The 23,386-nt window shown below is 62.3% G+C and carries 20 protein-coding genes; 9 read left to right on the forward strand and 11 right to left on the reverse strand.

The features are described 5' to 3' along the window. Positions 1-23: 23 nt before the first annotated feature. Positions 24-1,616, reverse strand: coding sequence for an ABC transporter substrate-binding protein (locus AB5Y53_RS04250; protein ID WP_368181195.1), 1,593 nt, complete (start codon positions 1,614-1,616; stop codon positions 24-26). Positions 1,617-1,704: 88 nt separating this feature from the next. On the opposite strand from AB5Y53_RS04250, the gene AB5Y53_RS04255 reads away from it, so the two are divergent. The 6 genes from AB5Y53_RS04255 to maiA all read left to right on the forward strand — a co-directional run bounded on the left by AB5Y53_RS04255 (position 1,705) and on the right by maiA (position 7,251). After that, positions 1,705-2,349: a TIGR01621 family pseudouridine synthase gene (locus AB5Y53_RS04255; protein ID WP_368181196.1), complete on the forward strand. Its 645-nt coding sequence runs from the start codon at positions 1,705-1,707 to the stop codon at positions 2,347-2,349. Beyond that, entirely contained in the window at positions 2,346-2,999 is a 654-nt protein-coding gene (locus tag AB5Y53_RS04260) for an HAD family hydrolase (RefSeq protein ID WP_368181197.1), read from the forward strand. The genes AB5Y53_RS04255 and AB5Y53_RS04260 overlap by 4 nt, the downstream gene beginning before the upstream one ends. A gap of 239 nt (positions 3,000-3,238) precedes the next feature. After that, a complete protein-coding gene (gene hppD / locus AB5Y53_RS04265; RefSeq protein ID WP_010675123.1) occupies positions 3,239-4,393 on the forward strand; it encodes a 4-hydroxyphenylpyruvate dioxygenase in 1,155 nt (384 codons plus the stop codon). Next, positions 4,386-5,534: a homogentisate 1,2-dioxygenase gene (locus AB5Y53_RS04270; RefSeq protein WP_368181198.1), complete on the forward strand. Its 1,149-nt coding sequence runs from the start codon at positions 4,386-4,388 to the stop codon at positions 5,532-5,534. Before hppD ends, AB5Y53_RS04270 begins: the two co-directional genes overlap by 8 nt. A 10-nt stretch (positions 5,535-5,544) precedes the next feature. Next, a complete protein-coding gene (locus AB5Y53_RS04275; RefSeq protein ID WP_010675121.1) occupies positions 5,545-6,543 on the forward strand; it encodes a fumarylacetoacetate hydrolase family protein in 999 nt (332 codons plus the stop codon). 69 nt (positions 6,544-6,612) lie between these two features. Next, positions 6,613-7,251 carry a maleylacetoacetate isomerase gene (gene maiA / locus AB5Y53_RS04280; protein WP_010675120.1) on the forward strand — a complete coding sequence of 213 codons (639 nt, stop codon included), beginning with the start codon at positions 6,613-6,615 and terminating at the stop codon, positions 7,249-7,251. A 72-nt stretch (positions 7,252-7,323) separates the two neighbouring features. Here the strand turns inward: maiA and AB5Y53_RS04285 are convergent, their stop codons facing one another. From AB5Y53_RS04285 to AB5Y53_RS04305, 5 genes are all read right to left on the reverse strand, one after another. Then, positions 7,324-7,947 carry a glutathione S-transferase family protein gene (locus AB5Y53_RS04285; protein ID WP_368181199.1) on the reverse strand — a complete coding sequence of 208 codons (624 nt, stop codon included), beginning with the start codon at positions 7,945-7,947 and terminating at the stop codon, positions 7,324-7,326. Between the two features lie 128 nt (positions 7,948-8,075). Next, positions 8,076-8,576, reverse strand: a complete 501-nt coding sequence (locus AB5Y53_RS04290; RefSeq protein ID WP_368181200.1) for a thioredoxin family protein — start codon at positions 8,574-8,576, stop codon at positions 8,076-8,078. Positions 8,577-8,743: 167 nt separating this feature from the next. Further along, positions 8,744-10,408 (reverse strand): asparagine synthase B, encoded by a 1,665-nt coding sequence (gene asnB, locus AB5Y53_RS04295; RefSeq protein ID WP_368181201.1) that lies wholly within the window; start codon positions 10,406-10,408, stop codon positions 8,744-8,746. Between the two features lie 205 nt (positions 10,409-10,613). Continuing rightward, positions 10,614-10,982 (reverse strand): cupin domain-containing protein, encoded by a 369-nt coding sequence (locus AB5Y53_RS04300; RefSeq protein WP_039038770.1) that lies wholly within the window; start codon positions 10,980-10,982, stop codon positions 10,614-10,616. A gap of 141 nt (positions 10,983-11,123) precedes the next feature. Then, the gene (locus AB5Y53_RS04305) at positions 11,124-11,873 is read right to left on the reverse strand and encodes an HAD-IIA family hydrolase (RefSeq protein ID WP_010675115.1); all 750 of its coding nucleotides are present in this window, start codon (positions 11,871-11,873) and stop codon (positions 11,124-11,126) included. A 201-nt stretch (positions 11,874-12,074) separates the two neighbouring features. Here AB5Y53_RS04305 and AB5Y53_RS04310 point away from each other — a divergent pair, with 201 nt between their 5' ends. Then, complete coding sequence (locus AB5Y53_RS04310; RefSeq protein ID WP_368181202.1) at positions 12,075-13,094, forward strand: adenosine deaminase; 1,020 nt, start codon at positions 12,075-12,077, stop codon at positions 13,092-13,094. Positions 13,095-13,168: 74 nt separating this feature from the next. Here the strand turns inward: AB5Y53_RS04310 and AB5Y53_RS04315 are convergent, their stop codons facing one another. The 5 genes from AB5Y53_RS04315 to AB5Y53_RS04335 all read right to left on the reverse strand — a co-directional run bounded on the left by AB5Y53_RS04315 (position 13,169) and on the right by AB5Y53_RS04335 (position 19,613). Beyond that, positions 13,169-14,155 carry a zinc-binding dehydrogenase gene (locus AB5Y53_RS04315; RefSeq protein WP_368181203.1) on the reverse strand — a complete coding sequence of 329 codons (987 nt, stop codon included), beginning with the start codon at positions 14,153-14,155 and terminating at the stop codon, positions 13,169-13,171. 144 nt (positions 14,156-14,299) lie between these two features. Further along, positions 14,300-15,409, reverse strand: coding sequence for an alkene reductase (locus AB5Y53_RS04320; protein ID WP_368181204.1), 1,110 nt, complete (start codon positions 15,407-15,409; stop codon positions 14,300-14,302). A 176-nt stretch (positions 15,410-15,585) separates the two neighbouring features. Then, positions 15,586-17,127 carry a TerC family protein gene (locus tag AB5Y53_RS04325; protein WP_045524375.1) on the reverse strand — a complete coding sequence of 514 codons (1,542 nt, stop codon included), beginning with the start codon at positions 17,125-17,127 and terminating at the stop codon, positions 15,586-15,588. Positions 17,128-17,764: 637 nt separating this feature from the next. Further along, complete coding sequence (locus AB5Y53_RS04330; protein ID WP_191967279.1) at positions 17,765-18,280, reverse strand: hypothetical protein; 516 nt, start codon at positions 18,278-18,280, stop codon at positions 17,765-17,767. Between the two features lie 406 nt (positions 18,281-18,686). Further along, positions 18,687-19,613, reverse strand: a complete 927-nt coding sequence (locus AB5Y53_RS04335) for a cation diffusion facilitator family transporter (RefSeq protein WP_010675108.1) — start codon at positions 19,611-19,613, stop codon at positions 18,687-18,689. 169 nt (positions 19,614-19,782) lie between these two features. Here AB5Y53_RS04335 and AB5Y53_RS04340 point away from each other — a divergent pair, with 169 nt between their 5' ends. Both AB5Y53_RS04340 and AB5Y53_RS04345 read left to right on the forward strand, forming a co-directional pair. After that, positions 19,783-22,839: an FAD-binding and (Fe-S)-binding domain-containing protein gene (locus AB5Y53_RS04340; RefSeq protein WP_368181205.1), complete on the forward strand. Its 3,057-nt coding sequence runs from the start codon at positions 19,783-19,785 to the stop codon at positions 22,837-22,839. Further along, complete coding sequence (locus tag AB5Y53_RS04345) at positions 22,839-23,327, forward strand: hypothetical protein (RefSeq protein ID WP_368181206.1); 489 nt, start codon at positions 22,839-22,841, stop codon at positions 23,325-23,327. Before AB5Y53_RS04340 ends, AB5Y53_RS04345 begins: the two co-directional genes overlap by 1 nt. Positions 23,328-23,386 lie beyond the last annotated feature (59 nt).

Consider the following 23,386-nt stretch of genomic DNA (forward strand, 5'->3'; position numbering starts at 1 on the left):
CTGTGTGCCGGGAGATGAACCAGTCAGCCGGACTGCTCCGCCAGCGTGATGACGCGGCCGCCCTTGTCACAATACATGGCCCTGTCGGCCTGGATGAGCCACTGCTCCGGGCTCCAGTCATGCTGGTAGTGGCTGACGCCGATGCTGATGCCCACCTGCATCGGCTGGTCATTGACCACGAAGGGGGCCTGCATGGCCTGGCGGATCACGGCGGTGACCTCCTCTGCCTGACGGATATCGTAGCCCGGCAGCAGCAGGATGAACTCGTCCCCCGCCAAGCGGGCAAAATAGCACTGGTGGCCGATGGCGTCGTGGATCCGTCGGGCCAGCTGGCAGAGGATGGCATCCCCCTGGCTGTGGCCGAAGTTGTCGTTGATGCGCTTGAAGTCATTGAGATCGCAAAACAGCAGGCAGCCCGGATTGTCGCTTTGCACCTGGAGTTTCAACTGCTCCATCAGGCTCAGGCGATTGGGCAGCCCAGTAAGGGGATCGAGGCGGGCCAGTTGCAGTATCTCCTGCTCTCGCTGCTTGCGCAGGGCCACTTCCTGGTTGAGCCGCTTGTTGCTCATCAGAAGATAGAGGGAGAGCAGCAGGATGAGACCACCAACACCCAGGCTCAGCAGGAACCATGGACGCCAGAAGCTCCACTGTTCTGAGGGAACCTGATAGAGAAAACGGGTCAGGGAGACCGGTTTGGCAAGGAGGCCTATCTCGACCAGCTGCTGCATGATGTGAGCGAAGCGATCCGGATTCATATACCCGATCTCCACATAGAGCGGCTGGATCATCTCCTTGCTCATCTGCAACTCGTATTCCATGTGGGCCTGACTGCGGTTGACGCCATACTCTGTGCGCAGCAGGGCGATGGCTTCCTCGGGGTGGGTGAGGGCATAGCGCCATCCCTGGAGGCTGGCTGCACGAAAACGTGCCACCCGCTCCGGATTGAGCCGCTCCTGTGCCTGGGTGGTGAAGAGAATGTCGCTGTAGAAATCGATGCCGTAGTTGCGAGGGTTGATGACGGACACCGAGATGCCGCGCTCTTCCAGATAGAAGGGCTCATTGCTCAGATAGGCGTTGAAGATGTCTATCCGGCCGGCGATCAGATCGTCGATGTTGACCGAAGTGGGTACCGGGATGAGCTGGCGCTCGTGAAGCCCCTGATAGTAGAGGGTGGCCAGCAGTTCGGCATCCTGATGACCCGGAAACATCATGATCCGTTTGCCACGCATGTCCGCAACGGTGAGAATGCCGCTGTCGCGGCGTGCCAGGAAGATGGAGGGAGAGTGCTGGTAGACGCTGGCCAGCGCCAGCAGTGGCTTGCCCTGGGCGTAGTGGGTCAGCACCTCGGTGTTGCCGACGCCAAAGTCGGCGCGTCCGGCCAGCACCTCCTGAACCGGACTTATTCCCTTGCCACCTGGCCTTATCTCGACATCCAGACCGGCGTCGGCGTAATACCCCTTGGCCTTGGCCATGTGATAGCCCACAAACTGGGGCTGATGCAGCCAGCGCAACTGCAATACCACCTTCTCCGGCAGATCACGTGTCCGTTCACTGGCCTGGAGGGGCGAGAAGCAAGTGATGCCAAGCAACAACAGCCAAAACAGGCATTTTTTCATTCGTGCGATTCTTGTGCTGAGGGTCCATGAAGATGGCCTGCAGGCCTGCATTCAAGTTGTTAACAAATAACATTCTAAAGGGTTATACATGTACCGGATACAATTGCAGCACAAAGATTTCATGGTGATCAACAAGCGTCCGGGCATTGGAATGCACGATGATGCCGGCGAGCCGGGTCTCGTCAATCGGGTCAGAATGGATACCGGTCTTGACCTCTATCCGGTCCATCGACTGGACAAGATGACCTCTGGGTTGGTGCTGCTGGCCCGCACCGCCGAAGCGAATCGCGCCCTCAGCATGGCTTTCGCGGCGCGGGAAGTGAGCAAGCAGTATCTGGCCCTCTCCGATCGCAAGCCGAAGAAGAAGCAGGGCTGGGTGAAGGGGGACATGGAGAAAGGGCGAGGCGGCAGCTGGATGCTGAGCCGCACCCAGGATAACCCTGCCATCAGCTGGTTCGACTCCGTTTCGGTGCGCGAGGGGCTGCGCCTTTATCGCATCAAGCCCCGGACCGGCAAGACCCACCAGATCCGGGTGGCCTTGAAGAGCGTGGGAGCCCCCATCCTCGGAGATGAGCGTTACGGCGGCACGGCGGCGGATCGCGGTTATCTGCACGCCTGGCGCCTCGCCTTCACCCTGGCAGGTGAGAGCTTCGATCTCGTCTGTCCGCCCGATGAGGGGGTGCTGTTCCTCCTGCCCGAGTTGCATGCCGCCATCGCGGAGATCACCGAATGAGCGCTGCAACCGCGAGAGTCCCAGCCCGCGGCTGGATCCTGGCCGACTTCGATGACACCCTGGCGCCGGATGACAGCCATGCGGGGTTGCTGCGTTTCATCTTGCGCCGCCGTATCTGGCCGCTGCTGCTGTGGCCACTGATGGCGTTCGGTGCCGTGATCTATCTGCTGCCAGGTCAGCGCAGTCGCGGCATTGCACTCATCTGGTGGACCATCACCCTCGGGCTATCCCCCCTGGCCTGGCGCGCCCTGGTACGGCAGTACAGCCTGACCCGGCCCGGTCTGTATCGGGAGGCGCGAACCCTCCTGACGGGGGAGGGGCACCGCTGCTGGGTCATCTCCGCCAGTCCCCGCGCCCTGGTCCGTGCCCAGCTCCATCGTCAACTGCCAAGGCTCCCTCACCGCATCATCGGCTCGCGGATGGGTTACCGTTTCGGCGGCCTGGTGCCGCGCTTCTATTGCCATGGCAGGCACAAGCTGCTGCCCGAGCTCCTGACCCTGGAGGCCGCACTCACCCTGAGTGACAGCCTGCACGATCTGCCCCTGCTGGCGTTGGGGGAGCAGGCCTGGCTCATCAACCCGCAAAGGACTCGATTGCTAAAGGCGAGGGCGGTGCTGCCCCATATCGAACCCCGTTATTGGTCGCTGTAAGGCAAAGCTGACAGCCTTGCGGGACGCTAACGAGCGCAGTGCAAGGTCGGGGCTTTGTTGTCACATTTCATTTACATTTTTTGGCGCGGATCCCCGCCAAACTATCTGAACGCCGCCCCTTCTCATTCCCTGCGCTCGCCACTCTAATGAAACAAGTTGTTAACAATGCCGTGCGGGCTGCCTGTCGAGCCCTTGCGGCGTGCACCGTTTCGTTATCAGTTCATCGCAAGGAGCGCATCATGACCACCCCTTCTTCCCGTACTCACACCATCAATCCCCTTGGCACCGACGGGTTTGAGTTTGTCGAGTACACGGCGCCGGATCTCAAGGGCATTGCGGCCCTCAAGGCGCTGTTCGTCTCACTGGGCTTTGCCGAAGTGGCCAAGCACAGGCACAAGCAGTGCTGGCTCTATCGCCAGGGGGACATCAACTTCGTGGTCAATGCCGAGCCCCACTCCCAGGCGGAGGAGTTTGCCCGGGCCCATGGTCCGAGCGTGTGCGGCATGGCGTTTCGGGTGAGCGATGCCGGCCGTGCCCAGCAGTACGCCATCGGCCAGGGGGCCAAGCCGTTTGTCGGCAAGATAGGGCCCATGGAGCTCAACATCCCCGCCATCTACGGCATCGGTGAGAGCACCCTCTCCTTTGTCGATCGCTATGGCGAGCGGGGCTCCATCTATGACGTGGACTTTATCTTCTACCCCGACTGGCAGGCCCGGATGGCCGAGGTGGACGCGGGGCTCTATGAGATCGACCACCTGACCCACAATGTCCATCGCGGCAACATGAACCTCTGGTCGAATTTCTACGAGCGGATCGGCAACTTCCGGGAAATCCGCTACTTCGACATCGAGGGCAAGCTGACCGGATTGCACTCGCGCGCCATGACGGCCCCTTGCGGCAAAATTCGCATTCCCATCAACGAGTCGGCGGACGACAAGTCCCAGATAGAGGAGTACCTGCGCCAGTACAAGGGGGAGGGGATCCAGCACATCGCGCTCGCCTCTGCCGACATCTATCACACCATCCGCACGCTCAGAGGGCGGGGAACCGGCTTCATGCCGACGCCGGACACCTACTACGAGAAGGTGGACAGCCGGGTCGCGGGTCATCAGGAGGATCTGGCCGCGCTGAAGGCGCTGCGCATCCTCATCGACGGCTCGCCGACGAAGGACGGCATCCTGCTGCAGATCTTCACCGATACCGTCATCGGTCCCGTGTTCTTCGAGATCATCCAGCGCAAGGGCAACGAGGGCTTTGGTGAGGGCAACTTCCAGGCATTGTTCGAATCCATCGAGCTGGATCAGATCCGCCGTGGCGTGCTGGACGGATCCACGCAAGGGGAGGTGAACAGTGCCGCGCAGGGCCAGAAAAACGGAGAACCGAGCGATGCGTAACTGGATAAGCTTCCCCCATCGGGAGGGAACCCACTCCCGCCAGGCCCATGCCGATCTGCCGGAGCAGGCCATCTATGAGCGCGAACTGGGGCGCTCGGGCTTCTTCGGTCCGGCCACCCACATGCACCACAAGCATGCACCCACCGACTGGAGCCATTGGGAGGGGCCGCTGCGGCCGCGGGCGTTTGACTTGAACGATCTGCAGGAGGAGGTGAGCTCCCTCTCCCCCTGGGTGATGCCGGATATTCTCAGCAACCCCCACTGCCGCTACCGCATCTGGCGCCTGCATGAGCCCATGCCGTTTCTGGTGCGAAACGCCGATGGCGACGAGCTCCTGTTCATTCACGAGGGGAGCGGAGAGTTCTACTGCGACTACGGGCACCTCATCTTGAGAGATGGCGACTATGTGGTGATCCCCCGTGGCACCATGTGGCGCATCGAGCCCACCGCGCCCCTCTTCATCCTGATGATCGAGGCGACGGAAGACAGTTATCAGCTGCCGGACAAGGGACTGGTGGGCAATCACGCCATCTTCGATCCGGCGGCCCTGGACGTGCCCGCCATCAACGAGCGCTTCCTGGCCCAGCAGGATGAAAACCCCTGGTCGCTGCAGATCAAGCGCCACGATCAGGTCTCGGTCGTCACCTGGCCGTTCAACCCGCTGGATGCACAAGGGTGGCACGGGGACTTGTGCGTGGTGCGCCTCAACTGGCGGGATATCCGCCCGCTGATGAGCCACCGCTACCACCTGCCTCCCTCGGCCCACACCACCTTCGTGGCGAACCGTTTTGTGATCTGCACCTTCGTGCCGCGTCCCATCGAGAGCGACCCTGGCGCCCTGCGGGTGCCCTTCTACCACAGCAACGACGACTTCGACGAGGTGCTCTTCTACCACGCCGGGGACTTCTTCAGCCGGGACAACATCAAGCGGGGCATGGTCACCTTCCACCCTGCCGGCTTCACCCACGGCCCCCATCCCAAGGCCTTTGCGGCGGGACTGGCTCATGCCAAGACCTTCACCGACGAGGTGGCGGTGATGCTCGACACCCGTGATGCCCTGGCCGTCGGCCCGATCTGCGAAGGGGTCGAACACCCCGGTTATGTCACCAGCTGGCAGCGTCCAGAGACGCTCGGCAAATAAGGAATTCGATATGAAACTGGCAACCCTGAACAATGGCAAGCGCGACGGCGCCCTGGTGGTGGTGAGCCGCGATCTGGCGCGCGCCGTCCACGTGACGACCATTGCCCCGACTCTGCAGTCGGCCCTCGACCAGTGGGGCGAAGTGGCGCCGCAATTGGCGAAGGTTTATCAGCGACTCAACGAGGGCGCCTGCCCCGACGCCTTCCCCTTCGATGAGGAGGCGTGCCTCTCCCCGCTGCCTCGCGCCTACCAGTGGATTGACGGCAGTGCCTACGTCAATCACGTGGAGCTGGTGCGCAAGGCCCGCGGCGCCGACATGCCAGAAAGCTTCTGGCACGATCCCCTGATGTATCAGGGAGGCTCTGACAGCTTCCTGCCGCCCCGTGGCCCCATCGTGATGGGCTCCGAGGAGTGGGGCATCGACTTCGAGTCGGAAGTGGCCGTTATCACCGACGATGTGCCCATGGGGACCCGTTCGCAGGGGGCGGCGAGCCACATCAAGCTCTTGATGCTGGTCAACGACGTGAGCCTGCGCAACCTCATTCCAGGGGAGCTTGCCAAGGGCTTTGGCTTCTTCCAGTCCAAGCCCTCCAGCAGCTTCTCGCCGGTGGCCATCACCCCGGACGAGCTGGGGGATGACTGGCGCGATGGCAAGGTCCACCTGCCCCTGGTGACCCACCTCAACGGCGCCCTGTTCGGGCAGCCCGACGCCGGGGTGGACATGACCTTCAACTTTGATGAGCTGATTGCCCATGCCGCCAAGACAAGGCCGCTCGGGGCGGGCTGCATCATCGGCTCGGGCACCGTCTCCAACTACGACAGAAGCCGGGGATCCTCCTGCCTTGCCGAGCGGCGGATGCTGGAAATTATCGAGTCAGGTCAAGCCACTACACCCTTTCTGCGCTTTGGTGATACAGTGTCCATCGCGATGCAGGATCGCAACGGGATGAGTCTGTTTGGCACCATTTTGCAGCGGGTCACGCAAGCAACGGCCGAGCGGGCGAGCTAGGAGAGCCCGACCCCTGGAGGGGCGGGCGACACGGCAGGTGGCAGACACCTGCCACCACAGGGACACACTATGCTGCAGTTGTTTGGATATTGGCGCTCATCGGCCAGCTTTCGCGTGCGTTTGGTACTGCAACTCAAGGGGCTCGATTATGAGCAGCACCCGGTCAACTTGCGGCAGGGTGAGCAGAAGGAGAAGGCCTACCGCCGGGTCAATCCCCAGGGACTGGTGCCGTTTCTCGTGGACGATGACGTGCATCTGGGTCAGTCGGTGGCCATCATGGAGTACCTCGACGAGACCTATCCCGCCTACCCCCTGATGCCCTCCGCCCCCATCGAACGTGCCCGGGTGCGCCAGATAGTCAACATGATCGCCTGTGACACCCACCCCCTCAACAACCTGCGCGTGCTGCACTACCTGGAGCAGGAGTTGGGGCAGAGCAAGATGGCGCGGGATGCCTGGTATCGCCACTGGATAGACGAGACCTTTACCGCGCTGGAGCAGCTTCTCATGACCACCGCCGGCATCTATTGCGTGGGCAACGAGGTCACCCTGGCGGACTGCATGCTGGTGCCCCAGGTCTACAATGCCCGCCGCTTTGACATGACCCTGGATGACTACCCCACCATTGCGCGCATCGTCGCCAACTGCGAGCAGTTGCAGGCCTTTATCAAGGCCGCCCCCGCCAATCAGCCGGATGCCCAGCCCTGAAGCTGTGCAGACCGGGCCAGCGCGTTGGCCCGGTCTGCCGTCTCTTTCCTTGCCCGGGTTATCTTGCTCGCCTCAGGGCGTGCCATTGGCCCCATAGCGTTGAAACCCCGGCCGCTCTTTTAGTCGCTGGTAGTAGTCGTCCACGGCGGGTAGCGACGGGCGATCATAGGGCGTTTCCAGCCAGCGGTTGACTGACAGCCCGATGGGAATGTCTGCCAGCGAGAAGTGCGGACCGGCCACATATCCTCTGGTTGTTTGAAGCTGTCTCTCCAGGATCTCCATGCAGTGAGACCACTGCAGGCAAGCTGCGTGAAGGGCCTGATGGTCTTGATGCTGCGGGGAGCGCCTCACCAGCGACAGGAAGGCGTAGCGCCAGGCGGTGTTCAAGTCCGATGCCTGCCAGTCAATCCATTGATCGACCCTGGCCCTGGCTCTCGCCTCGGCGGGATAGAGTGCATTGGCACCATGGCGCGTCGCCAGGTAGCGGATGATGGTGTTCGACTCCCACAGCGTAAAATCCTCATCCTGAATGACGGGCACCATGGCATTGGGGTTGAGCGCCAGAAACGCCGGGGTGTCCGTGGGTTTGAAGCCGGATCCCCACTCCTCCAGCTCGAAGGGGAGGGCCAGTTCGGCGCAGGTCCACAGTACCTTGCGCACATTGATTGACGATGCCTTGCCCAGTATTCGCAACATCTTTTTCGTCCTTGTCCGAGGTGATGGATGGCCTGTTTGTCGCAGACATGCCACTTCCCTGTTTGCGTAGCCATCAAGGCCCTGCACTGTCACTGACCGTGCGGGGCCCTGTTTTATTGACTGGTGAGTCAGCCGTGGGTGGTCCTGGGCTGGAAAAAGGCGATAAATTTGCCGAGTTTCTCCCCGTCGTAACTCTTCCCCTTCTCCAGCAGCCCGGTGTTGAAGGACTCGAGCAGCCTGCCCCTGGCATCCAGCACGTAGAAGTGGGGGACCCCCAGATACTCGGGATAGGCTTTCAGGAAGGATTCATTCTTGTTCTGCTCGCTGACGTTCACCTTGACCACCACGAAGGTGCGGTTGAGCTGGCCGGCGAGATCGGGTTCCCGGTCCAGAAAGCGGTTCATCTCCTGGCACCAACTGCACCATTCGCCCCCCACCAGCAACAGGACTCTCTTGCCCTCGGCACTGGCCTTGGCGGTAGCGGCGGCGAGATCGCGGGCCGGATCCCGCGTCTCGTCATAACCCTGGCTGTAATCGGGCAGGCTCTGACTCCAGAGGTGGTCGCCCGCGCAGGCGGCGCCATTGAAAAGGAGGGTGCCCAGTATCAGGGGCAGTAACAGTCGTTTCATGGTCTCTTCCTTGTGTCGTTATCTTTGCTTCCAGGCGCAGACAATGTGACACGAGGCGTTTCCTGCGCCAAGCCGCAAACAGGGAAGGGGAAGGCAAAAAGCGGCAATGGAATGGCAGAAAACAACAAAGCCCCTCGAGAGGGGCTTTGTATTCAGGTCAGGGGCGATCAGTAACCCTGCTGGTGGACGTCCATCACGGCGCGACCGGAGGGGTCGGCCATCTCCTTGAACTTGGCATCCCATTCGAGCGCGGTCGGGGTGGAGCAGGCGACCGACTTGCCGTAGGGCACAGTACGGGCGGCGGACTCCAGCGGGAAGTGCTCGTCAAAGATGGCGCGGTAGTAGTACGCCTCCTTGGTGAGCGGGGTATTGACGGGGAAGCGGAAGGCCGCGGCCTCGAACATCTGATCCGTCACCTCTTCCTCGACCATGGCTTTCAGGCTGTCAATCCAGGAGTAGCCCACACCGTCGGAGAACTGCTCCTTCTGGCGCCACGCCACTTCGTGGGGCAGCAGATCCTCGAAGGCTTCCCGCAGGATGTGCTTCTCGATCTTGCCCTTGCCGCACATCTTGTCGGCGGGATTGAGGCGCATCGCCACGTCCATGAACTCCTTGTCGAGGAAGGGCACGCGGCCTTCCACGCCCCAGGCGGCCATGGACTTGTTGGCCCGCAGGCAGTCATAGAGGTGCAGGGAGGCCAGCTTGCGCACGTTCTCCTCGTGGAACTCACGGGCGTTGGGGGCCTTGTGGAAGTAGAGGTAGCCGCCGAACAGCTCGTCGGAGCCCTCTCCCGACAGCACCATCTTGATGCCCATCGCCTTGATGTAGCGGGCCATCAGATACATGGGCGTGGAGGCGCGGATGGTGGTGACGTCATAGGTCTCGAGGTGATAGATGACGTCCCGCAGGGCATCCAGTCCTTCCTGCACGGTGAAGTGGATCTGGTGGTGGATGGTGCCCAGGTGATCGGCCACCTTGCGGGCGGCTGCGAGATCCGGCGACCCTTCCAGGCCGACGGCGAAGGAGTGCAGCTGGGGCCACCAGGCTTCGCTCTTGCCATCGTCTTCCACCCGGCGGGCGGCATAGAGCTTGGTGATGGCGGAGATGACGGACGAATCCAGACCACCGGAGAGCAGCACGCCATAGGGCACGTCGCACATCAGCTGGCGCTTGACCGCCGCTTCCAGGGCCGCTTTGAGCTCGGCCTTGTCGCTGACGTTGTGCTCGACCGGCGCGTATTCCATCCAGTCCCGTTTGTACCAAGTTTTAAGCTCGCCATCCTTGCTCCACAGGTAGTGTCCCGGCGGGAAGGTCTCGACGCTCTTGCACACCGGCACCAGCGCCTTCATCTCGGAGGCGACATAGAAGTTGCCGTGTTCGTCGCGGCCGGTATAGAGGGGGATGATCCCCATGTGGTCGCGACCAATCAGGTAGGCATCCTGCTCGGCGTCATAGAGGATGAAGGCGAAGATGCCGTTCAGATCGTCCAAAAACGCCGGGCCTTTCTCCTTGTAGAGGGCCAGCAACACTTCACAGTCGGAGTGGGTCTGGAACTGGAAGTCGACCTTGAGGTTCTTCTCCAGCTCCTTGTGGTTGTAGATCTCGCCGTTGACGGCCAATACGTGCGTGCGCTCGGGGTTGTAGAGAGGCTGTGCGCCGTTGCCCGGATCGACGATGGCCAGGCGCTCGTGCACCAGGATGGCCTTGTCGGAGCTGTAGACGCCGGACCAGTCAGGCCCGCGGTGACGCAGTCGCTTGGACATCTCCAGGGCCGATTTGCGCAGAGCACTGGCGTCGGTCTTGATGTCCAGAATGCCGAAAATAGAACACATTGGCGGTAATCCTCTTGATTTTTATATGAGCCCCCCACGTTTGGGCTCGAAATTCCATTTACATTCCTCGCCAATCACAATGCCTAGCGGAAAACCCTTTTGCAAGCGGGAAAACCGCAGAAAATCATGCCGTAAGCGTCAAGTTGCGCAGGGGATGGCGGCCGTCCGGCCGCCTGAAGAGAGAGGGTCAGGGTTGACGTGCGCGTCAAGTCGCGGCGGGTTCGAAGATCACATAGAGCTTGCGGCAAGGGGTGAGGGTCTCCCACTGCCCGACAAAACCGGCGGGAATGACGAACTGATCGCCGGGCTTGAGGTGCAGCCGGCCGCCCTGCTCGTCGTGGATCACCGCCTCCCCTTCCAGCATCTGGCAGTATTCGTGTTCGGTATAGTGAACGGCCCAGCAGCCCGGCTCGCAAGCCCAGAAGCCCACGTGAAACTGCTGGCTCGGGTCGGAGTAGTGGTTCCATGCCGTCTGGCTCGGCGTTCCGGCCCTGATGCGCTCGGGGGCTGGCATCATCGGGGTGGGGGAGACAGTGTGCTTGTCCAGCAGGATCCAGTCGTTCAGGCTCTTCATGGTGCGTCCTTGAGTGGCGAAGGAGCATCCTGCTCCCGTTTAGTTTGTTTAACGATGTTGCGCTTACGTTAAACGAAACGGGCCCCCTTTGCCAAGGGGGCCCGTGCAGGCTGAAGGCTACCGGAAAGGCGGCACCCGGGATCAGACGATGTCGATGTCCACCACGGAGTCGAAGATGTGGTTCGGCCTGAACGGCATGCGATCGATGTCCGCCACCTTGCTCACCCCGGAGAGCACCAGCACCGTCTCGAGACCGGCCTGGAAGCCTGCCAGGATGTCGGTGCGCAGGTTGTCGCCGATGATGATGGTGTCGTCGGAGTGGGCCTCCATCCGGTTGAGAGCCGCGCGAATGATCCAGGCGCTCGGCTTGCCGACATAGAAGGGCTTCTTGCCGGTCATCCGCTCGATGGGGGCACACAGGGCGCCGCAGGCCGGGTACATCAGGGGGCCGTGGGTATCGGGGTTGGTGGCGATGAAGCGGGCCCCCTGATCCACGAACTTGGCGCCCTGCTGCATCATGGTCCAGTTGTAGTTGCGGGTCTCCCCCACCACCACGAAGTCCGGGTCGATATCGGTAATGGTGAAGCCGGCCTTGTAGAGCTCGTGGGTCAGGGCCCCTTCACCAATCACATAGGCCTTCTTGCCATCCTGGCGCTTGAGAAAGTCGGCGGTGCCCATGGCGGAGGTGTAGAAGCACTCCTCGGGCACCTCTATTCCGGCGGAGCGGAAGCGGTTTTGCAGATCTTTCTGGGTCTGGGCCGGGTAGTTGGTGAGGAACAGGAGCTTGCTGCCCTGCTCCAGCAGGCGGTGGACGAAGCGGTCGGCGCCGGGAATGAGATCGTTGTTGTGCAGGATGACGCCGTCAATGTCACAGATGACGTTTTTCTTCATGAATTCTCCTTGTAGGGCGCAAGAGCGGGGACAGGGCATCCCTCTGTTCGTCTCTTCAATCGGTTATGGTTTTTGTGCCGCCATTATAAGGCCCTTTGATGACAAGTCTCCTCCGGCGGGCCAGATGGGTGCACAATGAAGGCGAAGGGAGGGCGCCGCCCCGGTGGTGCCCGCACGGAGTCTGACGATGGAGCCGTCATCATGGAGCACTTAATTGCCGACTTGCCCAAGCTGGAACTGCACCTGCATATCGAGGGGACCCTCGAACCCGAGCTGATGTTCGCCCTCGGCCAGCGCAACGGGGTGGCGCTGCCCTGGCCCGATGTTGGCAGCCTGCGCGCCGCCTATGAGTTCGACGGCCTGCAATCCTTCCTCGATCTCTACTACCTCGGTGCCAGCGTGCTCATCCACGAACAGGATTTCTTCGACCTCACCTGGGCCTATCTCGAGCGCTGCGTTGCCGATCACGTGGTGCACGTGGAGATCTTCTTCGACCCCCAGACCCACACCGCCCGCGGCGTGCCTTTTGCCACCGTGTTGGGGGGTATCGAGCGGGCGTTGCAGGCTGGGGAAGCAGCCTTTGGCATCAGCTGGCGGCTCATCATGAGCTTCCTGCGCCACCTGAGTGAAGAGGCGGCATTCGCCACCCTGGCAGAGGCCATGCCGCACCTGGCGCGCCTGCATGGGGTCGGCCTCGATTCGGGGGAGCGGGGCAACCCGCCCAGCAAGTTTGCCCGGGTCTTCGCTCGCTGCCGCGAGCTGGGGTTGCCTGTGGTGGCCCACGCGGGGGAGGAGGGACCTGCGGACTACATCTGGCAGGCGATCCGGGAGCTCGGGGTGCAGCGTATCGATCACGGGGTGCGCTGCGTCGAGGATCCCGCGCTGCTGAGCTATCTTGCCGACACACGGCTGCCCCTCACCGTCTGCCCCCTCTCCAACGTGCGGCTCAGGGTGTTTGACCAGATGGCCCAGCACAATGTGCTGATGCTGCTGGAGCAGGGGCTCTGCGTCACCGTGAACTCCGACGATCCCGCCTATTTCGGGGGATACCTGGGGGCCAACTTCCAGGCCCTGGCCGACGGGCTTGGCGCCAGCCAGGAGCAGCTGTGCCGCCTCAGTCTCAATGCCGTGGAGGCGAGCTGGCTGAGCCTTGCGGACAAGGTGCGCCTGACCCGGGACATTCGCCTCCATGCCGCCCTGCACGGGGTGAGCCTGCACTGAGCAGGCCGCTTTGCACACCTAGAATGCAGGAGGCCCGCCATGGCGGGCCTCTTTGTGCCATCGTTGGGCGGGTATCAACCCACCCTCACCAGATACTTTTCCCCTTGTCCCTCCTGCTTGACGCGGGTGAGCAGGGAGGGCAGGGCGTCGAAGTCGCCCACCACCAGCGGCGGCAGGGTCAGCTCGCCGCTCGCCATCTGCGCCATCATGGCGACACCGGCCGCCACCAGACGGCTCCACTGTTTATCCGAGCCAAAGGCGTGCTGGGCGCCGAGGGCAATCTCGTGCAACGAGTGGCAATGGCTAAAGGCGGGCAGCGGGTTGCGCGCGATGCGCCCGAGCACCGTCACCATGTGGCCGTAATAGCCAAGGGCAGGCAGCAAGGCTTCTGCCTGCTGGCTGGAGACCAGATCGATGATCCCCTCGAAGGGGTCACCGCCGTTGGCGGCCTGCAACTGGGCCAGCCAGTCGGGATCCAGATAGTCCGCCACCCCCTGCACGCCTAGCTGTTTGAGCCACTGGTGGTGGCGCGGGCTGGCGCTGGCAAAGACGCGGGCCCCCTGCTTAAGGGCAAGTTGCACCGCGAAGCGGCCGACACTGCTGCCAGCCCCCGTGATGAGCAGGGCCCCCCCGTGCAGGTGAGGCAGCTTGGCCAGCGCCTGCCAGGCGGTGAGGCCGGGGCAGGGGAGCGCGGCGGCCGCCTCGTCGCTCAGGGCATGGGGCACCGGCATCAGGGCGCGAGCCGGCACCAGGGTGTGGCGGGCAAAGCTGCCGCCGTGGCGCAGGTCGGTGTGATAGGCGACCCGGGTGCCGGGGCGCAGGTGGGTGACATTGGCCCCCAGTGCCACCAGGGTGCCCATGCCATCGACGCCGGGCACATGGCCTGGCTGCCAGTGGGGATGACCCTGTTCGATGAGTTTCCAGTCCACCGGATTGAAGGCGATGATCCGGTTGGCGACGAGGACCTCGTCGGGGCCGGGGGCGGGGAGCGTCTGCCGGGTGAGGGTGAGCTGGTCCGGTTCGCCGGGGGCGTGCCAGCACCAGGCCTGGGTATGGGTCATGGTGACTCCTTGGATGAGAGGGGTGGGTGCCTTGATTGAATTACATGGCGTAACAATGCCTTGAATTACTGTTGCACTGGCAAGACAACAAGGCGAGCCCCCTGTTGGAGGGCCCGCCCTGGAAGAGGTTCGGCGCCAGCCGCCTTATGCCCGCTCTGCCCCATAGACGGGGTAGTCCGTCAGCCCTTTCTCGCCGCCGCCAAACAGGGTGGCGGGATCATGGGGGGCGAACGGATGGCCGTGGCGCAGGCGGTTCGGCAAGTCGGGGTTGGCCACGAAGGGGCGACCGAAGCCAATCATGTCGGCCCAGCCCGCCTCGATGGCGGCGCGGGCGCGTTCCCCATCGTACTTGCCGGCGTAGATGAGGGTGTTGGGGAAGGCGTCGCGCAGCCCCTGCTTGAAGCTCTCCGCCATCAGGGGGGCGTCGTCCCAGTCCGCTTCGGCGACGTGCAGATAGACCACGCCGAGCTTGCCCAGCAGGCGCGCGGCGGCCAGATAGGTCTCCTGGGGGTTGGCATCCACGGTGCCGTTGAGGGTGGTGAGTGGCGCAAGGCGTACCCCGACCCGGTCGGGACCGATCTCGTCACAGACCGCCTCGGTCACCTCTTTGAGGAAACGCAGCCGGTTTTCGAGCGAACCGCCATAGCTGTCGGTGCGGGTATTGGACTCGGAGTCGAGGAACTGGTTGATGAGGTAGCCGTTGGCGGCGTGCAACTCGATGCCGTCAAAGCCCGCTTCCATGGCGTTGCGGGCGGCCCGGCGAAACTGCCCCACCACGGCGTCGATGTCGGCCTGGGCCATGGCGCGCGGGGTGACGGTCTCCACAAACCCCGGGGCATCGCTGCCGTTGTCGACGAACACCTTCACTCCCTTGGCCTGGATGGCGGAGGAGGAGAGGGGCTGGGCGCCGCCGATGTTGTCAGGATGGGTGACCCGGCCCACGTGCCAGAGCTGGGCGAACATGATGCCCCCCTCGGCGTGGACCGCGTCTGTTACCTGCTTCCAGCCTGCCACCTGCTCGGCGCTGTGGATGCCCGGCGTCCAGGCGTAGCCCTTGCCCAGGGGATCTATCTGGGTGCCTTCGCTGATGATGAGGCCGGCCCCGGCACGCTGGGCGTAGTAGGTCGCCATCATGGCGTTGGCCACGTCCCCGGGCTGGCTGGCGCGGGAGCGAGTCATGGGGGGCATGACGATGCGGTTGGCAAGGTGCAGCTGGCCGAGGCGAAGGGGGCAGAACAGGGGATCGTGGTGCATGATGGATTCCTCAATCTTTGGGAGTGAGGTGACTCTAGAGGGGATTGTTATTGTGAAAAAGAGGGGGTATTGCAGAAGAGAATTGCCGTTATCGCAGCAATGGCCCGGGAGGGGCCGGGCTCGCGCCAGAAAAAAGAGGGCCAAGGGCCCTCTCTTGCTGTGATTGCCGCCGATGATCAAGGGGAGAGTGGGGTAACCCGTACTCGCTCGATGCGCCGCTCGCTCACGGCCATGACCTCGAAGCGGAACTGGCCGAGGTGCAACTGCTGACCGACGTCGGGCAGGCTGCCGAAGTGGGAGAGCAACATGCCCGCCAGGGTCACGTACTCGTCGCTCTCGCTCACCAGCCCGTCGCAGTTCAGGGCCTGCTCCACCTGGTGGATGTTGGTGGTGCCGTGGATGAGCCAATGCTCGCCCTCGCGCACCACATCGGGGGTCTCGTCCTCGTCCGGCAGCTCGCCGACGATGGCCTCCAGCAGATCGTGGTTGGTGACCAGCCCCTGGATGACGCCAAACTCGTCCGCCACCAGAATGAGGCTGCCCCTGGCCTGGCGCAGCTCCGCCAGCAGCCGGATCACGTTGATGGTCTGGGGCACGATGACGGGCTCGTTCTGTCTGGCTAGTGCTGCCAGGGATTGCCCCTCGTTGAGGGCAAACAGCAGATCCCGAGCCTTGACCACCCCGATGATCTCGTCCAGCTCCCCGTCACAGACCGGGAACAGGCTGTGGGGGGCCCGTTGCAGCAGGGCGCGGATCTCGTCCTCGCTGTCGCTTACGTCGATCCACTCCATCTCGGAGCGCGGGGTCATGATGGTGCGAATGGAACGCTCGGCCAGCGACAGCACGCCGCTCACCATGTAACGCTCCTCTTCACCGAAACCAGGGGGCAGGGGCTGAGCCTGCACCTCTTCTTCGTCCTCCTGCGGGTGGGCTGAGCGTTTGTTCCCCCCCATCAGCTTGAAGATGGCGGCGGTGGTGCGCTCGCGCAGGGGCTGGCGCGCCTCATGGCGCAGGGCACTGCGCTGGGCGAGCTGGTTGAAGAACTCGATGAGCACCGAGAAGCCGATGGCCGCGTAGAGGTAGCCCTTCGGAATGTGGAAGCCGAAGCCCTCCGCCACCAGGCTGAAGCCGATCATCAAGAGGAAGCTCAGGCAGAGCACCACCACAGTGGGGTGGGCGTTGACGAAGCGGGTCAGGGGCTTGGAGGCGAGCACCATCACTACCATGGCGATGGTTACGGCTGCCATCATGACGCCGAGGTGATCCACCATGCCGACGGCGGTGATGATGGAGTCCAGGGAGAAGACCGCATCCAGCACCAGGATCTGGGCGATCACCACCCCGAACCCGGCATAGACGCCGGTGCCGCCTTGCTCCTCGGGCTTGGCCTCGAGTCGCTCATGCAGCTCGGAGGTGGCCTTGAACAGCAGGAAGAGGCCGCCTCCCATCAGGATGAGATCCCGACCGGAGAAGGGGTGATCCCAGATGTGCAGCAGAGGAGCCGTGAGGGTGACCAGCCATGACATGATGGTGAGCAGTCCCAGGCGCATCAGCAGGGCCAGGGAGAGACCGATGATGCGCGCCTTGTCCCGCTGGGCGGGGGGCAGTTTTTTCACCAGGATGGCGATGAAGACCAGGTTGTCGATCCCGAGAACGATTTCCAGGATGATCAGGGTAAGCAGACCGACCCAGATTGACGGGTCCAGCAAGAATTCCATGTGATTGACCTCAATGAAGACAGATGCAGTGAATCGTGGTCACGGCGTGGCCGTGGTGACGGAGACGATCGCTTCAGAGGCGTTGGTTGAGCAGGTACAGATAGGCTTTGATGGGAAAAGACGAAGGGCTACTTCGGGGATTGTCCATGATGGGCAATAAAACCTCGGGTCAAAAGTGAGCCCTGATGATAACGACTCGCCGCCATTTGGCAAGGGGCTGTCAGGGGGACGCGACGAGGGGATTGCCGACGGGAGAGGCAAGGGAAAGGGGCATTGATGCGCAGCCAAGTTTGACTGGAGATAAAAGAGCAACACATTGACACGATCACAAATATAGGTGCTGAACAAGGAAAATAAACGATCTGATACCAACAACCGGATTCATCAGGCTCATATATATCCATTATTTTTGTAATAATTTGTTTCAGGGGGAAATATTGCGGCTGTGTCATGGGAGAAAGAAGGAATAGAGGGGGTTATGGTGTTTGATATGGAGTTATTATTCTAAATTTAACTTGTTCGCCACCAACTAATTCACATGGATCATATATTCAGCGTATAAAAAGCAAGGAGGTCCAGGCCTCCTCGTTTGCGCTCACACGGGTTGTTTCAGGGGACGTTAACCCTGGTCGTCAGGTCAATTGCCGGTATAGGCCGCGCCCTGAACATGCCCCTTCTTGTCGCTTAGACAGGACCAGGGGGCATCGGCACCCGGCACCTTGATGGTGACGCCAACCCCGGCTTCCGAGTCCATCACGTCGATCACCTGGAGCTGCTGTTGTGCCACGTCTGTCTTGTCGGAGACCGCCTTGAGACAGGCTTTCTCTGCGGGACTGGCCTTGTGGGAAGTCGCAGCAGCAGGGGCTGCGGTGGAGACGGGATGACAGACGCCGGAGCCATTCTTGCTGTTGTAAGAGACGTCGTATTTCCCGTTGATGTTGCTGATGGAGAGAATGACTCCTGACCCCTTCACCTCGAAGAAGTCCTCACCGTACTCCTTGACCTTGGCCTCTTGGCCGTTGATATAGACGGGGCCCCCTTCATCGCTGTGAAACTGGATCTGGCCCGGGCACTCATAATTCAACTGGGGAATGGCAGCTTGTGCCGCACCGGTCATGATCAGCGTCATGACAGCAATGACTGTGTTTTTCATGGATATTGCCTCAACTGTATAATGATACGATGTTTGTTATTTTATTTTTCCGGTTAATAACAACTCCCTCTTTGGCATTCAATCACCGCCTCCCTGCACACAAATAAATAGCGGTGACACTTTCTTTTAGCAACGAATTTTTATTTGTTTGGTATGGGATGAAAATAAATCTTGATCCAACAGGGGTGGCAAACGTTTTTGTTTTTGGCGGGGGAGGAACACGGGTGGATGTCGTGGGACCAGAGGTCCGTTGAGCACACCCGCAGAGGGCAGAACACGGGGAGACTCGGGAGACGCGGGAGACACAGGAGAAAAGTGCAGAACAACCAACGCCGGAGTGGGGATCCCGGATGAGTCATCGCGCGGGGCTGCGCAGCCCCGCGCGTCATTCAGCGTGCAGTCCGGGTCAGAGCCAGCGTTTCTCGCGGGTGAAGCAGACCGACAGCCAGGCGTCTCCCAGGGTGTCGCCGAGGCGGGACCAGAGCTCCTGGCGCAGGGCATCCTGGCGCTCGACGGGCCACTCCTGGCCGGGGGCCACCAGGATGTTGAGCTCGAGATCGAAGCGGCGGCCGCTTTTTGCCAGGTGGCTGTAGCATTCGATGCCATGGCGCTGGCGCAGGGCCTCGATCTCGTGTTCGACTCGCTGCTTGACCTCTCCCTTGGGGGCGATCTTCAGCACCTCCCGCAGGTTGCGACCGAGCACCTTGATGGGGATGAGGGTGGCGCACAGGGCCAGCAGGGAGACCAGCATGGGGTCTATGTAGCGGTTGTAGTGGCCGTAACCCAGGGTATCGAGCCCGATGGCGACCAGAAAGCCGATGAGCAGGGTGGCGCTGAGCAGGGTATCCACCAGCCACTCCTTGGAGTCCACCCGCACCAGCTCGGAGTTGACCCGCTCGGCCACGTCGGCCTCGATGAGATAGAGGATGCTGCAGAAGAAGGTGGAGACGACGGCATAGATGAGGGCGTGGCCGAGATCGATCTCCCGTCCGCCCGCCAGCAGGGAGGTGATGCCGCCATAGAGGGCACCGAGGCAGAGCAGCAAAATGATGGCGCCGTTGATGACGTTGGCGATGGGTTCGAAATGGGCGTAGCCGTATTGGAAACGGGCGTCGGAGGGGCGGGTAACCAGGTAGGCGGTGATGAGCCCCAGGCCCGTCATGCCCATGCTGAACAGGGTGAAGATGCCGTCCAGCATGATGGCGTTGGAACCGACGAACAGACCATAGCCGATCCCGAAAATGGCAAAGGTGATGCAACCAAACAGCGACAGGGTCAGCGCCTGTTTTTCGGTGCGAATAAGCGTACTGATAACATGGCTGTAGTGAGCCATAAAAGTCCTCCTTTCAAATGGTGAAGATTGCGCGCGCAAGCGGTTTTCTAGCTGATATACTGCCCGTTCACATGTGAGCGGACTGGTTCGGACACCCGCAAAGAGGCAGGTCCGAACGGTCGTTGTCGCCGGAATGCCGGCATCAAGCAAAGGATGGGAACAAGGATTCATGATCCCGAGACTCGATTACCAGGACAGTTTGTCACCTACAACCCTGCAGTTTCTTGAGTTGCTGGCACGATCAGCATTTCGTGGTGATATCGAAAAGTCTTATGCAAGCCGGTTGGCGATGGCGACGGATAACAGCGTCTATCAGGTCGTACCTCAGGCGGTTCTCTATCCGCGCAGCGCGGATGACATAGCGGTGATGCTCAAGCTGGCCCAGGGGCCAGAGTACGCCACCTTGAGTTTCTTCCCTCGCGGCGGCGGTACCGGCACCAATGGCCAATCCTTGGGCGGCGGCATTATCGTCGATCTCTCGCGCCATATGAACCAGATCATGGAAATTAATCTGGAAGAGGGCTGGGTGCGGGCCCAGGCCGGGGTGGTCAAAGACCAGCTCAACGCCTATTTGAAGCCCCACGGCTACTTCTTCTCGCCGGATCTCTCCACCTCCAACCGGGCCACTTTGGGGGGCATGGTCAACACCGATGCCTCGGGGCAGGGGTCGCTGGTGTACGGCAAGACCTCGGATCACGTGCTCGGCCTCAAGGCCGTGCTGGAAAACGGCGATCTCATGGCCACCGAGCCGGTGACCGGCCAGCGTCTGGCGGACAAGCTGGCCCTCGAGACCCGTGAAGGGGAGATCTATCGCACCCTCTATCGCATCGGCCGCGAGCGGCGCGCCGACATCGAAGCCACCTTCCCCAAGCTCAACCGCTTTCTGACCGGTTACGATCTCAAGCACCTCTATCAGCCCGATACCGACACTCTGGATGTGAGCCGGGTGCTGTGCGGCTCGGAAGGCTCCTTGGGCTTCATCACCGAAGCCCGGCTCAACATCACCCCCATCCCGCGCTACCGCACACTCGTCAACGTCAAGTACGACAGCTTCCCCTCCGCGCTCAGAAACGCCCCCTTTATGGTACAGGCCCACGCCCTGTCGGTGGAGACGGTGGACTCCCGTGTGCTGGGACTGGCCCGCGCCGACATCATCTGGCACTCGGTGAAGGATCTCATCCAGGATGTGCCGGGCAAGGATCTGCAGGGGCTCAACATCGTCGAGTTTGCCGATACCGACGAGGCCGAACACAAGGCCAAGGTGGACGAGCTGTGCCGGCGCATCGACGCCCTGCTGGCCAGGGGGGAGGCGGGGATCATTGGCTATCAGGTGTGCGACCACCTGCCGAGCATCGAGACCATCTATGGCATGCGCAAGAAGTCGGTGGGGCTGCTCGGCAACGCCGAGGGGCGCAAAAAGCCGGTGGCCTTCACCGAAGACACCGCCGTGCCGCCGGAATCCCTGGCGGACTTCATCATGGAGTTTCGCGCCCTGCTGGACGCCCATGGCCTTGACTACGGCATGTTCGGCCACGTCGACGCCGGGGTGCTGCACGTGCGCCCGGCGCTGGACTTGTGCGATCCCGAGCAGGAGGTGCTGCTGCGGCGCATCTCCGATCAGGTGGTGGCGCTCACCGCCAAATACGGCGGCCTGATGTGGGGGGAGCACGGCAAGGGCTTTCGCTCCGAATACAGCCCCGCCTTCTTCGGCGAGCTGTGGGAAGAGCTGCAACGGGTCAAGGGGGCGTTCGATCCGGCCAACCGCATCAACCCGGGCAAGATCTGCATGCCTTATGGCAGCGGCGCTTCGCTTGTCTCGGTAGACGGGCCCAAGCGCGGCAAGTTCGACCGCCAGATCCCGATTGCCGTGCGCGAGAGCTATACCCGGGCCCTCGATTGCAACGGCAATGGCCTCTGCTTCACCTTCGAGACCGACTCCCCCATGTGCCCCTCGGTCAAGATCAGCCGCGACCGCCGTCACTCCCCCAAGGGGCGGGCTGGCCTGATGCGTGAATGGCTGCGCCAGTTGTCGGAGCAGGGCTTCGATCCCCTTGCCGAAGAGGTGGCGCTGCAAAGCGGGGGTCTGCGCTTCAAGCAGATCGTCGACAAGTTCCGCAATACGGTGGCCCGCGCCCGGGGCGAGTATGACTTCTCCCACGAGGTGATGGAGGCGATGGAGGGGTGCCTTGCGTGCAAGGCATGCACCAGCCAGTGCCCCATCAAGGTGGATGTGCCCACCTTCCGCGCCCGCTTCATGCAGCTCTATCACAGCCGATATCTGCGCGGCCCCAAGGATTACTTCGTGGGCACGGTAGAAAGCTATGCGCCCCTGCTGGCCAAGGCCCCCAAGCTGGTCAACTTCTTCCTCGAAAAAGAGTGGGCCCAGAAGGCGACCGAGAAGAGCATCGGCATGGTGGATGTGCCGCTGCTCTCCGTGCCGACCCTGGCCGAGGAGCTGCGGGATCACCGCGCCCGCTATTTCGATCTGCCGGGCCTCGAGGCCATGAGCCCCGAGCAGCGCCAAAAAGTGGTGCTCATCGTGCAGGATCCCTTCACCAGCTACTACGACGCCCCCGTGGTGCGTGACCTGGTGAAGCTGGCCAGCAAGCTGGGTTATCAGCCCTACCTGCTGCCGTTCAAACCCAACGGCAAGCCTCAGCACGTGAAGGGATTCCTGCGCGCCTTCGCCCGCACTGCTGCCAGCAGCGCCCAGTTCCTCAACAAGGTGGCGGCCCTCGGCATCCCCATGGTGGGGGTCGACCCCTCTCTGGTGCTCTGCTACCGGGACGAGTACGTGAAGGCGCTCGGCCCCGCCCGCGGTGACTTCCAGGTGCTGCTGCCCCAGGAGTGGCTGCTCTCCCTGCCTGCCGAGGCGCTGCCGCTGCGGGAAGAGGTTGGCACCGACCCCTGGTATCTGTTTGCCCACTGCACCGAGAAGACCGCCAAGCCCACCACCCACGGTGATTGGAGCACCCTGTTCGGCCGCTTCGGTGCACGTTTGCAGCCGGTGTCGGTGGGTTGCTGCGGCATGGCGGGCACCTATGGTCACGACGCCAAACAGGTGGAGAACTCCAAGGGGATCTACGGTCTGAGCTGGGCCGAGCCCCTGGCTCGCCTGCCGCAAGCCCGTTGTCTGGCCACCGGTTATTCGTGCCGCAGCCAGGTCAAGCGGATGGAGGGGGAGAAGCTCAAGCATCCGCTGCAGGCCCTGCTGGAACTGCTCTGATGCTCCACTTTCCCAAGGGATTCCGGGTGCCAAAGGCCTATCGGCACCCGCATTTTCTGTTGCTCCCCACCACGCCGTCCCAGGCCGTGGTGGAGTTTGTCGCCATCCTGCGCGAGCGGGAGCAGCTCCATCAGCTGTTTCGCCCGGACGATGTGTGGCCCTCCGCCAATTTCAGCCTGAGTCAGCACGAGGCCGACTTGGAGTGGCAGCACGCCGAGTTTCTGGCCAAGCGCTCCTTTGCCTATGGCCTCTGGAGCCCGGACAGGGAGCCCCGCTTCTGGGGCGGGGTTTACCTCTATCCGTCGGTGCTGCCGGAGGTGCAGGTGGAGCTCTTCTTCTGGAAGGTGGCCGAGGCGCCGCTCACCGATGCCGAACTGGAGGCCGAACTGCGCACCTGGCTCGGCAAGGTATGGCGCTGGTCCGAGCCGCGCCTGCCGGGGCGGGACGGCCCCTGGGCCGAGTGGCCAGGGGTGACCTATCCCTGGTGAGGATCAATCTCGATGCAAGATGCCCCGGCGTGGGCATCTTTTTTTTTGCGCCTTTTTCG

The organism is Aeromonas sp. R7-5 (genome assembly GCF_040908015.1).
Classification (GTDB): domain Bacteria; phylum Pseudomonadota; class Gammaproteobacteria; order Enterobacterales; family Aeromonadaceae; genus Aeromonas; species Aeromonas caviae.

What these genes read in the sequence shown, in the direction of transcription:
- AB5Y53_RS04250 (WP_368181195.1), bottom strand. Translation starts at nt 1,616, where the DNA reads ATGAAAAAATGCCTGTTTTGGCTGTTGTTGCTTGGCATCACTTGCTTC.
- AB5Y53_RS04255 (WP_368181196.1), top strand. Translation starts at nt 1,705, where the DNA reads ATGTACCGGATACAATTGCAGCACAAAGATTTCATGGTGATCAACAAG.
- AB5Y53_RS04260 (WP_368181197.1), top strand. Translation starts at nt 2,346, where the DNA reads ATGAGCGCTGCAACCGCGAGAGTCCCAGCCCGCGGCTGGATCCTGGCC.
- hppD (WP_010675123.1), top strand. Translation starts at nt 3,239, where the DNA reads ATGACCACCCCTTCTTCCCGTACTCACACCATCAATCCCCTTGGCACC.
- AB5Y53_RS04270 (WP_368181198.1), top strand. Translation starts at nt 4,386, where the DNA reads ATGCGTAACTGGATAAGCTTCCCCCATCGGGAGGGAACCCACTCCCGC.
- AB5Y53_RS04275 (WP_010675121.1), top strand. Translation starts at nt 5,545, where the DNA reads ATGAAACTGGCAACCCTGAACAATGGCAAGCGCGACGGCGCCCTGGTG.
- maiA (WP_010675120.1), top strand. Translation starts at nt 6,613, where the DNA reads ATGCTGCAGTTGTTTGGATATTGGCGCTCATCGGCCAGCTTTCGCGTG.
- AB5Y53_RS04285 (WP_368181199.1), bottom strand. Translation starts at nt 7,947, where the DNA reads ATGTTGCGAATACTGGGCAAGGCATCGTCAATCAATGTGCGCAAGGTA.
- AB5Y53_RS04290 (WP_368181200.1), bottom strand. Translation starts at nt 8,576, where the DNA reads ATGAAACGACTGTTACTGCCCCTGATACTGGGCACCCTCCTTTTCAAT.
- asnB (WP_368181201.1), bottom strand. Translation starts at nt 10,408, where the DNA reads ATGTGTTCTATTTTCGGCATTCTGGACATCAAGACCGACGCCAGTGCT.
- AB5Y53_RS04300 (WP_039038770.1), bottom strand. Translation starts at nt 10,982, where the DNA reads ATGAAGAGCCTGAACGACTGGATCCTGCTGGACAAGCACACTGTCTCC.
- AB5Y53_RS04305 (WP_010675115.1), bottom strand. Translation starts at nt 11,873, where the DNA reads ATGAAGAAAAACGTCATCTGTGACATTGACGGCGTCATCCTGCACAAC.
- AB5Y53_RS04310 (WP_368181202.1), top strand. Translation starts at nt 12,075, where the DNA reads ATGGAGCACTTAATTGCCGACTTGCCCAAGCTGGAACTGCACCTGCAT.
- AB5Y53_RS04315 (WP_368181203.1), bottom strand. Translation starts at nt 14,155, where the DNA reads ATGACCCATACCCAGGCCTGGTGCTGGCACGCCCCCGGCGAACCGGAC.
- AB5Y53_RS04320 (WP_368181204.1), bottom strand. Translation starts at nt 15,409, where the DNA reads ATGCACCACGATCCCCTGTTCTGCCCCCTTCGCCTCGGCCAGCTGCAC.
- AB5Y53_RS04325 (WP_045524375.1), bottom strand. Translation starts at nt 17,127, where the DNA reads ATGGAATTCTTGCTGGACCCGTCAATCTGGGTCGGTCTGCTTACCCTG.
- AB5Y53_RS04330 (WP_191967279.1), bottom strand. Translation starts at nt 18,280, where the DNA reads ATGAAAAACACAGTCATTGCTGTCATGACGCTGATCATGACCGGTGCG.
- AB5Y53_RS04335 (WP_010675108.1), bottom strand. Translation starts at nt 19,613, where the DNA reads ATGGCTCACTACAGCCATGTTATCAGTACGCTTATTCGCACCGAAAAA.
- AB5Y53_RS04340 (WP_368181205.1), top strand. Translation starts at nt 19,783, where the DNA reads ATGATCCCGAGACTCGATTACCAGGACAGTTTGTCACCTACAACCCTG.
- AB5Y53_RS04345 (WP_368181206.1), top strand. Translation starts at nt 22,839, where the DNA reads ATGCTCCACTTTCCCAAGGGATTCCGGGTGCCAAAGGCCTATCGGCAC.